At 68.0% G+C, this 12,696-nt stretch carries 13 protein-coding genes and 1 pseudogene; 6 read left to right on the top strand and 8 right to left on the bottom strand.

Annotated features, from left to right (window positions below):
* Window positions 1-115: 115 nt before the first annotated feature.
* Together P0Y33_RS09020 and P0Y33_RS09015 are read left to right on the top strand one after the other, a co-directional pair.
* Window positions 116-1,387 carry a S8 family peptidase gene (locus P0Y33_RS09020; RefSeq protein ID WP_279527080.1) on the top strand — a complete coding sequence of 424 codons (1,272 nt, stop codon included), beginning with the start codon at window positions 116-118 and terminating at the stop codon, window positions 1,385-1,387.
* Window positions 1,388-1,468: 81 nt separating this feature from the next.
* Complete coding sequence (locus tag P0Y33_RS09015; RefSeq protein WP_279527079.1) at window positions 1,469-2,527, top strand: NAD(P)-dependent glycerol-1-phosphate dehydrogenase; 1,059 nt, start codon at window positions 1,469-1,471, stop codon at window positions 2,525-2,527.
* 42 nt (window positions 2,528-2,569) lie between these two features.
* Here P0Y33_RS09015 and P0Y33_RS09010 read toward each other — a convergent pair whose 3' ends face one another.
* A complete protein-coding gene (locus P0Y33_RS09010) occupies window positions 2,570-4,372 on the bottom strand; it encodes a S9 family peptidase (protein ID WP_279527078.1) in 1,803 nt (600 codons plus the stop codon).
* Window positions 4,373-4,474: 102 nt separating this feature from the next.
* Between P0Y33_RS09010 and P0Y33_RS09005 the strand changes: the two genes are divergently transcribed.
* Together P0Y33_RS09005 and P0Y33_RS09000 are read left to right on the top strand one after the other, a co-directional pair.
* Window positions 4,475-4,849 carry a DUF7522 family protein gene (locus tag P0Y33_RS09005; RefSeq protein ID WP_279527077.1) on the top strand — a complete coding sequence of 125 codons (375 nt, stop codon included), beginning with the start codon at window positions 4,475-4,477 and terminating at the stop codon, window positions 4,847-4,849.
* Between the two features lie 63 nt (window positions 4,850-4,912).
* Window positions 4,913-6,022: a glycosyltransferase gene (locus tag P0Y33_RS09000; RefSeq protein ID WP_279527076.1), complete on the top strand. Its 1,110-nt coding sequence runs from the start codon at window positions 4,913-4,915 to the stop codon at window positions 6,020-6,022.
* Here P0Y33_RS09000 and P0Y33_RS08995 read toward each other — a convergent pair.
* From P0Y33_RS08995 to folP, 3 genes and pseudogenes are all read right to left on the bottom strand, one after another.
* Complete coding sequence (locus P0Y33_RS08995) at window positions 6,019-6,150, bottom strand: hypothetical protein (protein ID WP_279527075.1); 132 nt, start codon at window positions 6,148-6,150, stop codon at window positions 6,019-6,021. The genes P0Y33_RS09000 and P0Y33_RS08995 overlap by 4 nt on opposite strands.
* A 125-nt stretch (window positions 6,151-6,275) precedes the next feature.
* A pseudogene (locus P0Y33_RS19120) lies at window positions 6,276-6,674 on the bottom strand (class I SAM-dependent methyltransferase); the annotation flags it as partial.
* Window positions 6,664-9,162 carry a dihydropteroate synthase gene (gene folP, locus P0Y33_RS08985; protein ID WP_279527074.1) on the bottom strand — a complete coding sequence of 833 codons (2,499 nt, stop codon included), beginning with the start codon at window positions 9,160-9,162 and terminating at the stop codon, window positions 6,664-6,666. The gene folP and the pseudogene P0Y33_RS19120, both read right to left, overlap by 11 nt.
* Before the next feature lie 101 nt (window positions 9,163-9,263).
* On the opposite strand from folP, the gene P0Y33_RS08980 reads away from it, so the two are divergent.
* On the top strand, window positions 9,264-9,620 hold the full coding sequence (locus P0Y33_RS08980; RefSeq protein ID WP_279527073.1) for a hypothetical protein: 357 nt from the start codon (window positions 9,264-9,266) through the stop codon (window positions 9,618-9,620).
* A 25-nt stretch (window positions 9,621-9,645) separates the two neighbouring features.
* Here the strand turns inward: P0Y33_RS08980 and P0Y33_RS08975 are convergent, their stop codons facing one another.
* From P0Y33_RS08975 to P0Y33_RS08960, 4 genes are all read right to left on the bottom strand, one after another.
* On the bottom strand, window positions 9,646-9,969 hold the full coding sequence (locus P0Y33_RS08975; RefSeq protein WP_279527072.1) for a transcription factor S: 324 nt from the start codon (window positions 9,967-9,969) through the stop codon (window positions 9,646-9,648).
* An 87-nt stretch (window positions 9,970-10,056) separates the two neighbouring features.
* Window positions 10,057-10,314, bottom strand: a complete 258-nt coding sequence (locus P0Y33_RS08970; protein ID WP_279527071.1) for a DUF5789 family protein — start codon at window positions 10,312-10,314, stop codon at window positions 10,057-10,059.
* A 48-nt stretch (window positions 10,315-10,362) separates the two neighbouring features.
* The gene (locus tag P0Y33_RS08965; RefSeq protein WP_279527070.1) at window positions 10,363-11,187 is read right to left on the bottom strand and encodes an IS5 family transposase; all 825 of its coding nucleotides are present in this window, start codon (window positions 11,185-11,187) and stop codon (window positions 10,363-10,365) included.
* 108 nt (window positions 11,188-11,295) lie between these two features.
* Window positions 11,296-12,072, bottom strand: coding sequence for an enoyl-CoA hydratase/isomerase family protein (locus P0Y33_RS08960; protein WP_279527069.1), 777 nt, complete (start codon window positions 12,070-12,072; stop codon window positions 11,296-11,298).
* Between the two features lie 97 nt (window positions 12,073-12,169).
* On the opposite strand from P0Y33_RS08960, the gene P0Y33_RS08955 reads away from it, so the two are divergent.
* Window positions 12,170-12,688: a DUF5797 family protein gene (locus P0Y33_RS08955; RefSeq protein ID WP_279527068.1), complete on the top strand. Its 519-nt coding sequence runs from the start codon at window positions 12,170-12,172 to the stop codon at window positions 12,686-12,688.
* Window positions 12,689-12,696: the final 8 nt, after the last annotated feature.

The raw sequence follows: 12,696 nt of genomic DNA, 5'->3' as shown, positions 1-12,696 counted from the left end.
TTCAGAATCTTTCAACTCGTAATAATTCCCCTAATTATATTCTCTACAATAGCCTTTGAATTAAAGTTCCAGCCGACCGTAGTCGCGGGTAGCCACGTCACGTGGCGGATTCCTCGTGAAGAAGTACGTACTCACCGATGGTCGGCCGTACGGTATCGAACAGAACCACGACGTCGTCGAGCGCTTCGACTTCGGCCCATACGGCGGTGCCCTCGTCGAGACGTTCGGCGAGGTCGACCGGGAGAACGTCGTCGACGTCGAGGGTGAGATGGAGTTCCACACGCGCGTCGCCGACGTCTCCTTCGACTCGGAGAAGCCGACGGCGACGATAAAGGACGTCCGCGAACTCCAGGACGTCCCGATGGAGGGTGCGACCGGGAAAGGCGTCCACGTCGTCGTGATGGACAGCGGCGTCGACGATTCGCACTCGGTGTTCGAGGACGTCGAGGTCCGACACGTCGACGTCACGGGGACGGGAACGGGCGACGCCGTCGGCCACGGGACGGCCTCGGCCGGCCAGGTCGCCCGACTCGCGCCGGACGTGACCATCACGAGTCTGACGATCTTCCCCGACGAGCAGCGGACGTCGATGCGGTACCTCTACCGGGCCTACCAGTGGCTCTTCCAGCACACCGAGCAGGTCGACGTCGTGAACATGTCGTGGGGGAGCGGCCAGCAGTCGCGGACCATCGATCGGCTCCAGAACCTCCTCGTGAAGCGGGGCGTCCGCGACACGACGGCCGCGGGCAACTCCGGCGGTCGCGGCGGGTCGCCCGCCACCGCCGAGCGCGCGTTCGCCATCGGCGCCTGCACGGAGTCCGGGGAGATGGCCTCGTTCTCCTCGTACAACCCCGAGGAGAACCCCGAAGTCGTCGCGCTCGGTGAGCAGACGCGACTCGCCCGCGCCTCCGGGACGAGTCTCGGCGAGCCGGTCTCCGAGAAGTGGACCGTCGCCTCCGGGACGAGTTTCGCCGCGCCCGCGCTCGCGGGGATGGCCGCCCGCTACCTCGAGCGGAACCCGGACGCGAAACCCGCGACGGTCTCCGACGACTTCGTCGCGAACGCCCGGAACATCGAGGGAACGCCGCGCGACCGACACGGTATCGCCGACTACGCGAAGACGGTCGGACAGATCGGCGGTGGCGGGAGCGGTGACGGGAGTGGTGACGAGAGCGGTAGCGACGGCGGCAGTGACGGCGGCAGTGACGGCGGAAGCGGCGGTGGCGACGGCAGTAGTGACGGCGGGAACGGCGGTGGCGACGGTTCGGAGACCCGGCCGGACCGCGGCGACCAGCAGTCGGACGAGGCGTTCTGCGGGTGGTGTAAGCCCGACCAGGGCGTCCACTGTCCCTGCTGTCCGGAGTTCGAAGAACCGTTCCTGTCCTGACTCACTCGGTCGGCGCCCGACCGGGCACGACTCCCGCGGCGATGGGGAACTGTTTTTCCCGGTGCACCCGTCGGGGCGAGTATGTTCGAGAAGTCCTCGTGGATCCGACTCCCGCGGAACGTCGTGGTCGGCCACGACGTGCTCGACGACGCCGTGGAAGTCGTCGCGGACGTCCACCTCGCCGGACGGCCACTGGTCGTCACGAGTCCGACACCGAAGGAAGTCGCGGCGGACGGCCTCGTCGCGCAGTTCGAGGAGGCGGGTCACGACCCCGTCGTGACCGTCGTCGAGGAGGCGACGTTCTCGTCGGTCGAGCAGGTCCTCGCCGCGGCCGAGGAGGCCGACGCCGGTTTCCTCGTCGGCGTCGGCGGCGGGAAGGCCATCGACATCGCGAAGATGGCCGCCGACGAACTCGGCGTCGGTTTCGTCTCCGTCCCGACCGCCGCGAGCCACGACGGCATCGTCTCGGGACGGGGATCCGTCCCCGAGGGCGACACCCGCCACAGCGTCTCCGCTGCCCCGCCAATCGCCGTCATCGCGGACACGGGCGTCCTCGCCGACGCGCCGTGGGAACTCACGACCGCCGGCTGTGCGGACATCATCTCCAACTACACCGCCGTGAAGGACTGGCGACTCGCCAACCGCCTGAAGAACGTCACCTACTCGGAGTACTCGGCGGCGCTCGCCGAGATGACCGCCGAACTCCTCGTCGACAGCGCCGGCAGCATCAAACCCGGTCTGGAGGAGTCGGCGTGGATGGTCGTGAAGGCACTCGTCTCCTCGGGTGTCGCCATGTCCATTGCCGGGTCCTCGCGGCCGGCGAGTGGCGCGGAACACCTCTTCAGCCACCAACTCGACCGCATCGCGCCGGGGAAGGCTCTCCACGGCCACCAGGTCGGCGTCGGCACCATCCTCGTCGAGTACCTCCACACCGGCGAGAATGGCGACTGGACGGCCGTCCGCGACGCCCTCGACACGCTCGACGCCCCGACGACCGCCGACGACCTCGGCATCACGGACGAAGAAGTCGTCGAGGCGCTGACTCACGCCCACGAGATTCGCGACCGCTACACCATCCTCGGTGACGGTATCTCCGAGGAGGCGGCCATCGAGGCGGCGACACGGACCGACGTCATCTGAACGGGTCAGTTGAACAGTTGTACAACTGTTCAATCGACTGCCTCAGACGTGCTCGTCGAGGAACTCGACGGTCTTGCGGTAGGCGGTGATGCGGTTCTCCAGTTTGCTGAAGCCGTGGCCCTCGTCCTCGAAGACGAGTTTCTCCGTCGGGACGTGTTTCGCGGCTTCTTCGGCGATCTGTTCGGCCTCACCCACGGGCACGCGCGGGTCGTTCGCGCCGTGGAGCACCAGTAAGGGCGCGCGGATGTTCTCGATGTTGTTGATCGGCGAGATGTCCGCGAGGAACTCCCGGTCTTCCTCCAGACTGCCGTACTCGGCCTCGCGGTGTTCGCGGCGCCACTCCCCGGTGTTCTCGAGGAAGGTGATGAAGTTCGCGATACCGACGACATCGACGCCGGCGGCCCAGAGGTCGGGGTACTCGGTGAGCGCGGCGAGGACCATGAAACCGCCGTAGGAGCCACCGTAGGCGACGACGCGGTCGGGGTCGATTTCGGGGCGGGCGTTCAGCCACTCGACGCCGGCCGCGACGTCCGCCACCGAGTCCATCCGTTTCTCGACGTTGTCGAGGTTCATGTACTCGCGGCCGTAGCCCGAGGACCCCCGGACGTTCGGTTCGAAGACGGCGTAGCCGTTGTCGACGAAGTACTGCCGGAGCGCGAGGAAGTAGGGCCGGCGCTGGGCCTCGGGACCGCCGTGGATGTCGACGATGACCGGGAAGGGACCGTCGCCCTCGGGGACGGTGAAGAACGCCGGGACCTCCAGCCGGTCGAACGACTCGAAGTGGACGAGGTCGGGCGACCGGAATGTCTCCTTCGGGATGCCGGCCGTCGAGGCGTCGGTCCAGCGCTCGGCCTCGCCCGTGTCGCGCTCGAAGACGTGGACGTTCGTGTTCTCCGTGGGCGCGGAGACGGCGGCGGCGATCCGCTCGGCGTCGGGGCCGAACGAGAGTCCCATGAGGACTCCCTCGGGGAGGTCCGGGCTGGAGAGGTCTTCCCACTCGCGGTCGGGACCGAGTTCGACCAGCGAGAGGTCGCTGTACCCCTCGACGTTGCGGACGATGGCGAGCGTCCGGGAGTCGTGGTCGAGTGCGACACTGGAGACGTTCCACTCCCCACTCCCCTCGTACACGACCTCGATGTCGCCGGTCTCGGGGTCGAGTTCCGCGAGCTCGAGCGTGTCGGCGAAGCGGTCGGTCGTGACGTAGAGGACGTCGCCGTCCGGTCCCCACGACACGGAGCCGTAGCGGACCTCGCCCTCCTGGTCGGCGGTGAGGTGGGTGGTCTCGCCGGAGTCGAGGTCGAGACAGTAGAGGTCGTGGTCGCGGTTCGAGTGCATCTCGTGGAAGACGAGGCGCTCGTCGTCGGGACTCCAGCCAGCGACCGACAGCCAGTCTTTCTCCTGGCCGTCGAAGACGAGTTCGGCGGCCTCGCCGACCTCGTCGCGTCGCTGGACGTAGCCGTCGAAGTTGGCCTCGTCGCGGCGGTTGGCGGTGAACGCGAAGCGCTCGCCGTCGTGGCTCCACCCGCCCCACTGGTGGATGGCCTCGGGGTGGTCGGTGAGGTTCACCTCCTCGCTGCCGTCGCCCGCGAGTCGGAAGAGCTGGGTCTTCTCGTTGCCGCCCTGGTCCATCCCGAAGACGAGTTCGTCGCGCGTCGGCGAGTAGGAGGCGAAGCCGACGGCCTCCTCGTGGAAGGAGAGTTGGTCGGGCCAGGCCTGCGGCTCGTCGAGGCGCCACACCTGCGGGACGCCGGTCGCGTCCATCGTGAACGCGAGTTGTCCGTCGGGACCGAACGACGGCCCGCCCGCGCTCCGAACGTGGAGGTACCGTTCGATGTCGTAGCTCACGCCGCGCGGTTCGCCTGGAGTCCGGATAGCGTTTTGGGTCGTGGCCGGTGTCGTGGTCGGCTATCCCCAGCACTGATAGGTCCGGGGAACGAGATGTCGGGTATGAGGGAGACCGCCGAGACCGTTCGTGAGGAGGTCGAAGGTGCGGTCGGCGACGCCCTCCGGGTCGTCTCCTACTTCGTTCCGGACGGCGGCGAGGTCGTCTACATGCGTGCGGACATCCGCGAGGAGTACTCGGAGGACACGGACGAACGGGTGCTCGAACACGCCCGCCTGGAGTCGACCGCCAAGCCCGCCTACGACCACCTCTTCGACGGCGAGATGCAGGCGACGACGCGGGTCTTCCCCGAGACGCTCGTGACGGTCGTCCCGACCGGCCAGGGCGAGGGGATACTCTTCTCGCTCGATAAGTACGCGTCCTACGACTACGTGACCGTGGTCGACACGGTCGAACGCCTACTCGACGGCGACGAGTGAGGGCGGCCGGACCCCACGAGTGAACGGTGTATCTTTTTCACCTCGTCTGCCGTCCCGGCGAACATGCGCGTGGCCTTCGTCGCGGCCGAGACCGTCCACCACGCCGACGAGCGCCGGGACCACGCGACCGTCGGCGAGGGAGACGTCCAGTCGACGGCCGACCGACTCTACCGCCTCGCCGGACTGTTGACCGACCGCGGCCACGAGGTCGTCGTGGCCAGCGCGAAGTGGTGGGACGGCTTACCCGACGAGTTCGACCACGAGGGCGTCACCTACGTCGCCGTCGCCGAGCGCGCCGACTCCCGGTGGTTCACCGCCCGCCTCCCGGGCGTCGTCCGGCGCCTCGCACCCGACGTCGTCCACGCGGTCGGGGACCGTCCGAGCCACGCCGCCGCGGCCCGCGTCGGCGCTCGCCTGGCCGGCGCACCGCTCCTCGTCGAACACTACGACCCGCCCGAGCGTCGCGGCGTGTGGGCCGACTGGCTCTCGGGGTTCGCCGTCGGCGGCGCCACCGCGACCGTCGTCCCCACGCGGACCGTCGCGACGGCGCTCCGCGAGGCGGGCGTCGCCGAAGACGGAATCGGTGTCGTCGCCGACCCCGTCGAGGTGGACCTGATTCGCGAGACCGAACCCGCCGCCGACGCCGGCGACGTCGTCTTCTCCCGGCGTCTCGACGAGGACGCCAACCTGGAGACGCTCCTGCTCGCACTCGCGGAGTTCCGCGGGTACGACTGGTCGGCCACCGTCGTCGGGGACGGTCCCGAACGCGAGCGCTACGAGAAACAGGCCCGTGACCTGCGAATCGCCGACCGCGTCGACTTCGTCGGCGCGAAGTCGCTCGCCGAGCGCCTCGCCTACTTCCGGGGCGCGCACGTCTACGTCCAGACGGCCCGGCGCTGCTCGTTCGCGACCGACCTCCACCGCGCGCTCGCCTGTGGCTGTGTCGGTATCGTCGAGTACCACGCCGCGTCGAGCGCCCACGAACTCGTCGAGGGCGACTCGCGTGGGTTCCTCGCGACCAACGACGAGGAGGTCGTCGAGTGCCTCGTCGAGGCGACGGACCTCGACCGCCGCGACCTCGGCGAGTCCGGTGCGACCCACGACGAGGCGGCGTTCCTCGACGCCTACCTCGAACGCTACCGCGCGGGTCAGGACGCGTACGGCCTGCTCTAGGCCCGCGCGCGGAAGTGACAGAACGTCCCGCCGAGCGAGTCGTCGAGTTCGTCGACGCGCTCGACGTCGAACCCGGCGTCGGAGAGGTGGCGTCGGGTCGTCTCGGGACCGGGGAACGACCATCGCATCTCGGTCCCCGAGTCGAGCCAGTCGGGGTTCTCGCCCTCCCACGCGGCGCTCCCGCTCGTGACGAGGAGCGACCCTTCGAACGGAGGGTGCGGTGGAACTCCCGGTAGACGTCGGCGTGGGCCTCCTCGGGAACGTGGATGACCGAGTAGAACGCAGTGAGCGCGTCGAACGAGTCGTCGTCGAACGGGAGCGACGTCATGTCGCCCTGCACGGACGGCGCGTGGGCGGCGGCACGGCGGACTTGTTCGTGCGAGACGTCGAACCCGACCGCGTCGACGCCGTCGGTCGCGGCCACGCGGGCGAGGAACGGGTCGCCACCCCCACACCCGACGTCGAGGAGCCGCGCCCCCGCGTCGAGTCCGTCCAGCAGGTCGTCGAGGAGCGCGAGACCGGCGGCGTCTCCCTCGCTGCGCCGCTCGGCGTACGTGTCCGCGAGGTCGTCGTACCCGTCGCGGACCGCCCGCCGGAAGTCGACGTCGCGGTCCTGGTCGGTCGACTGGTCGGTCGGCCGGTCACTCGGCATCGTCGCGGTCGCTCCCGTCTTCGCCGCCGTCGTGGCTGGCTCCCTTCCGCGTCGCCTCGACCGTCCGGACGGCCGCGACGTTCTCCTCGACGTCGTGGACGCGGACAATGTCGGCCCCGCGGTCGGCGGCGATGGTCGTCCCCGCGACGGTGGCGTAGCCGCCCTCGTCGGGGTAGCGGTCGACCTTCCCGAACATCGACTTGTGGGAGTGCCCGACGAGCACCGGACAGCCCAGGGCGTGGAACTCGTCGGTGCGGGCGAGAATCTCGAACTCTTCGGCCTTCGACTTCGCGAAGCCGAGACCGGGGTCGACGATGATCTTCTCGCGGTCGAGACCCGCCTTCTCCGCGAGGAGGACGCGCTCCCGGAGTTCGTCGATTACGTCCTCGACGACGTCGTCGTACTCGACGTCGGTCTCGGGGTCGACGGGGGCCTCGATGGAGTGCATCACGACCAGCGGCGCGTCGTACTCGGCGGCGACGAAGCGCATCTCCGGGTCTTCGAGGCCAGTCACGTCGTTGAGGATGTCTGCACCGGCTTCGAGGGCGGCGCGGCCCACCTCGGCCTTCATCGTGTCGACGGAGACGAGGACGTCGTCACCGTGCTCATCGGCGATTCGCTCGACGACGGGGACGACCCGCCGTTTCTCCTCGGCGACGGGGACCGGTTCGGCGCCGGGTCGGGTGCTCTCCCCGCCCACGTCGACGATGTCGACGCCCGCTTCCACCATCTCTCGCGCGCGGGCGACGGCGTCCTCGACGGCCGCGTACTCGCCGCCGTCGTGGAAGGAGTCGGGCGTGACGTTCAGGATGCCCATGACCGCCGTCCGGTCCCCCTCCCACGGGTAGCCGTGTTCGACGGATTCGACGCCGATTTCGAGCGTCTCGCGGAGTTCGTCCGCGAACACCGAGAGACCGTAGGGCTGGCCGTCGAGTTTCCCGCAGAGGCGTTTGAACTGCGCGAGCGTCCCCATCATCACGACGTCGAGTCGGCCGCGGACCTGGTTGTTCAGTCCGGAGAGCGCACACTCGCCGCCGAGCGAGAGCAACTCTTCTTTGACGAACTGGGCCTGTCGCTTCTGGAGGCGGGTCTTGACGACCCGGTGGACGCCCTTCCCGCGCATCCGCCAGACGCCCGGCGGGGAGACGTGGGTCCCCTCCAGTACCTCGCGGGCGTCGTCGAGGTTCTCGACTCGCTTCACGTGGTCGACGCGCGTCCAGCGGTTGCGCGCCTCCGCGACGACGTAGAGCGACCCGGTGACGAGGACGGCGTCGTCGGGGCCGGCCTCGACCAGCGCGCGGTCGACGGCCGTCTCGACCGAACTCACCTCCTGGACGTCGTCGACGCCGGCGTCCCGGAGGACGCGGCCGAGCACTTCCTTCTCCTCGGCGCGGCCCACGTCGGGGACGGCCGTGAGCGCCCGGTCCGGCGTCGGGAGCGCCTCGACCATCTCCGCGAGGTCCTTGTCGTGCATCCCGCCGAAGACGAGGTGGAGGTCGTCGTACTCGTCCTCGAACTCGGCGAGCGTCTCGGCGAGTGCCTCGCAGGCGGCGGGGTTGTGTGCCCCGTCGAGGACGGTGAGCGGGTCGGTCCCCATCACCTCGAAGCGGCCGGGCCACGTCGCCTTTCGGAGACCTCGGGTGAGTATCTCCTCGTCGACGGCGTCGCCGCCCACCTGTCGGGCGAGCGCGACCGCGACCCCCGCGTTCTCGGCCTGGTAGTCGCCGAGCATCGGGATACGGGCGTCGAGGTGCCAGTCCGGGCCGTCGAGCGTGACGGCCGCCTCCGCGTGGTTCACCCGACCGCCGTACTCGACGTGGACGTCTGCGTCCTCGTCAGTTCCGACGCGGACGACGTCGCCCGCGTGGTCGGTCACGGCGTCGAGTGCGTCGCCCGTCGTCGCGGTCACGAGCGGGTTCTCCCTGGGCGCGACGTGGGCCTTGTCGCGGGCGATCTCCTCGACGGTGTCGCCGATGACGCTCGTGTGTTCGAGCGCGACGCTCGTGACCGCGCTCGCGGTCGGTTCGACGACGCTCGTGGCGTCGTACTTCCCCCCGATGCCGACTTCGAGGACCGCGACGTCGACGTCCTCGCGGCCGAAGTACCAGAGGCTCATGGCCGTCACCGTCTCGAAGAACGTCGGTGACTCGCCCGCGGCACCGCGGTCGGTGACGTGGTCCTCGACGGCCGTCGCGAACTCGGCGACCGCCGTCTCGGGTATCTTCCGTCCGTTCACGCGGACGCGTTCGCGGAGGTCGTCGAAGTGTGGCGAGGTGTAGAGACCGACGTCGAGTCCGGCCTCACGGAGGACCCGCTCGACCATCCGCGCCGTACTGCCCTTCCCGTTCGACCCCGCGACCTGCACGTACGTCGGCCCCTCGTGGGGGTCACCCAACTGTGCGAGCAGGTCCGCCGTCGAGGCCGTCCCGGCCTTCGGCCCGAGGCGCTGGAGGTCGAGGAGGAAGTTCGCCGCCTCGTCGTAGCGCATACTCAGTAGTCGTCGGAGCGCCCGCAAAGACGTGTCGGAACGGGGAAGGGGGAAACTCGGAGTGGAAGGACTGAACCGCGCGGACGGCCAACCCACGGGCGATGAGCGACCAGTCCGTCAGCGCGCGTGTCGCCGACCGCTTCGAGACCGCCGACGTCGACCACCCGGACCCGCCGGAGGCCCCCGGCGAGTGGCAGGGTGGCGCGGCCGAGGACACCGACGCCGGCGTCGTCGGCCGTCAGTGGGTCGAACCCGAACGCGGACTCCGCGTCTCCTACAACCTCGACGACCTGAAGGTGACCGCCGAGCGCGTCGAGTGGGACGACGCCCGCGACCTGTGGCGGTTCACCGGCATCGTCGCCCGCGAGCACTACACGCACTGCGAGACCGACGAAGCGGCGATGACCGCGGCGCTGGAGGTAATCGAGAAGTTCGAGAACGGAGAGGTAGCGGAGTGAGGAGCGCGTGTCGAGTGCGAGTGCCTCAGTGGTCGTCTTCGCGCCACTTGTGCTCGCACTCGGTGCACGTGAAGAAGCGCGTCTCGGACTCGTCGGCCGAGCGGATCTGCTTCATCTCCCAGAAGGCGCGGTCGTGGCCACACTCGGGACAGCGGGTCTCCGTGGTCGGACCCATGTCCTCGGCGCTGACCTCGGAGGTGTCGATGACCTCGCTCTCCTCTTGGCCCTGCGTGGTGACCATCGCGGCCTCTTTGGCCTCGTCGCGGAGTTCCTCGTAGTCACAGCTCCCGCAGACCCACTTGTCGCCCTCCGCCTTCATCATCGAACCGCACTCGTCGCAGAATTGCATCGTTATCCAATTTAGGCGACCGACGGGCATAAACGCCCGGATTCGTGCGACGAGGTCGCACTGCCGACGTCCGTGGTGTCGAACCCCTCAGCCCTCCCCCTCGGACTGGCCCGGTTCGCCGACGGCCTCCGTGGGGAGCAAGTTGAGTATCTCTGTCTGGAGGTCCGCGGGGTCGTCGAAGACGTCTTCCTCGGAGCGGTCGACGATGTCCGTGGCCGCCTCCTCGCCGTCGGCGTAGACCAGGACGACGTCGTCGAGTTCCTCACGGACGTTCTTGCGCGAGATCGGGTACGGAAGCCCTTCGAGAACCTCGTCGAGTTCGTTCAGCCGTACTTCTCGTGTCATAGCCGGTGGTACACCCGGCTGCTCTGTTGAATAGCTGCTGAGTCATGGTTAGAGCGGCTCACAGAGAGACTCTATGTTAGTAATGGCGAACATGAGGACGATTTCACGGAACTGTCGATACCAGTCCAGCGCTCGCACGGCATCGCCGAGCGAGCGCTTCGTCGTCGAATATGAAGTCTCAGCCATCCAGCGCTGAGAGTAGCCTTTTGACCGGATAAGCGCGTTGTTTGCGGTTGCCATCAGTGACGAACCGCGGTAGTGAACGAGATACTCAAGATCCAGCGCAGCAATCTCGTATTCGGTGTGCCAGTCCTGAAACCCGTTATCGGCGGCGACAGTATGCAGATCGTCCGCGTTCCGGCGGACGATCTGCGGACCAGTTTTCGTATCATGCCTCCATTGGGCGTGACACTGCACATCGAGAACGGCAAGTGACTCCGTATCAGTCAACGTCGTCACTTTGAGCGTTTCTACCGATCGATCAGACCGCGTACGGTAGTACGCTGAGGCGTGGCCACGGTCGAAGAACGTGCTATCGAGGGCGACGTGACCAGACTGCGGGTGTTGCTGCGCTGAAACGCGCAGCAACGCCCGCCAGACCCACATTTTGAACCGATCGAACGACTTGTTGAGTGTGGTGAAGTCAGGGATATCTCCCTCCTCCAGATCGAGTACCTCCAACAGTGCCGTCATGTACTCCAGCCGATTTTCCGTTTCACGGAAGCTATGGCCCTCTTCACGCCGGAAACAGTGAATGACTACGTGCTTCCAGCGGGCGAACCCGCCGCTGGCGGGCTCGCCCGCGTGCTTCCCCAACGCTTGTTTAGCCAGGTGCCGACACTTTTCCACGAAGTCGAGGATATCGACTTCCATAGGTCAGAATCGATTTCCTCGGCTTCATCCTTCTAAACCTGTGATATCGGCCGATAAAATCGCTATTCAACAGAGCACACCCGGCCGGTCCTTAACCTCTCCCCCCGCTCACTCGAAGTCGGGTTCGCGGTCTTCGAGGAAGGCGGCCATCCCCTCGCGCTGGTCGTGCGTGCCGAACAGCGAGGACCAGAGGCGCCGTTCGAAGTCGAGACCCGCGGAGAGCGTGGTCTCGTGGGAGGCGTTGATGGCCTCCTTCGCCGCCTGGAGCGCGAAAGCGGGTTTCGCCGCGAGGTCGGCGGCGAGTTCCGCGACGTGGTCGTCGAGTTCGTCGTGGGCGACGACCTCCCCGACCAGTCCCTCCTCGTAGGCGTCCTGTGCGTCGAGGCGCTCGCCGAAGAAGACGAGGCGGCGGGCCGTCTCGTCGCCGACGAGTCGGGGGAGACGCTGGGTCCCGCCCCACCCGGGGATGATGCCGAGGTCGATCTCGGTCTGGCCGACGACCGCGCGCTCGGAGGCGACGCGGAGGTCGCAGGCGAGTGCGAGTTCACAGCCACCGCCGAACGCGAAGCCGTTGATGGCCGCGATGGAGACGCCGGGGAACGACTCGACGGCAGCGGCGAGGTCGTGGCCGCGGCGGGCGTACTCCTCGGCCCCCGGGGTGTCGAGGTCCTGCATGTAGCTGATGTCCGCGCCGGCGACGAAGGCCTTCTCGCCCGCGCCGCGGAGGACGAGGACGCGCGCGTCCCGCGCTTCGGCCTCCTCGACGGCCGCGTGGAGCGCGTCGAGCGTCGGGAGGTTCAGCGAGTTGAGGCTCTCGGGACGGTCGATGGTGACGGTGGCGACGCCCTCGTCGACGGTGAACTCGACGTTCTCGGAATCGGACATTGTGGTGGTAGACGAGACGGGACGGGACATAATCGTTCGGGAGGATTCGTCCGCGCCGTCCACAAGGGCGAAATACTCCCACCCGGAATCAAGACGTATGAGCGACGCGGACGCCGACACGGACGACGGGGAACCCGAACTCGGGGCGGAAGCCCGCGAGCGACTCGCGGACATCGTGGAGTTACAACCGACGAAGAACAGCGCCCTCCAGGAACGCTGGGACGTCGAGAGCGGGAGCGAGGTCCACCAGTACCTGGAGTCGGAACTCAGAGACTACTACTACCGCGACGAGAACAGCCTCATCCGGGCGACGGCGGCCGGCGTCGCGCTGGTCCGCGGCGAGGAGGTCGGCGAGACGATGACCATCCACATGTCCGACCTCGAAGAGCAGGTGTTCGCCGTCGCCGCTGGACCCGACGAGCGCTCGGAGAGCGTCGTCTCGGTCCTCCACAAACTCCACGAGGAGTTCGGTATCGACCCCGAGTCGAAGGCGGTGCGACAGGCCCTCAACTCGCTGGAGCGGAAGGGGGTCGTCGAAGTCGTCTACCGGACGGTCCCGACGTTCAAACTCGCCGTCGACCGCGACAGGGTCGAAGTCGCCGACGACGAGGAGTGACGGCGGTC

The organism is Halospeciosus flavus, assembly GCF_029814175.1.
Taxonomy (GTDB): Archaea; Halobacteriota; Halobacteria; order Halobacteriales; family Halobacteriaceae; genus Halospeciosus; species Halospeciosus flavus.
The sequence above is the reverse complement of the archived record's forward strand: the minus strand, read 5'-3'. Positions and strand labels throughout refer to the sequence as shown.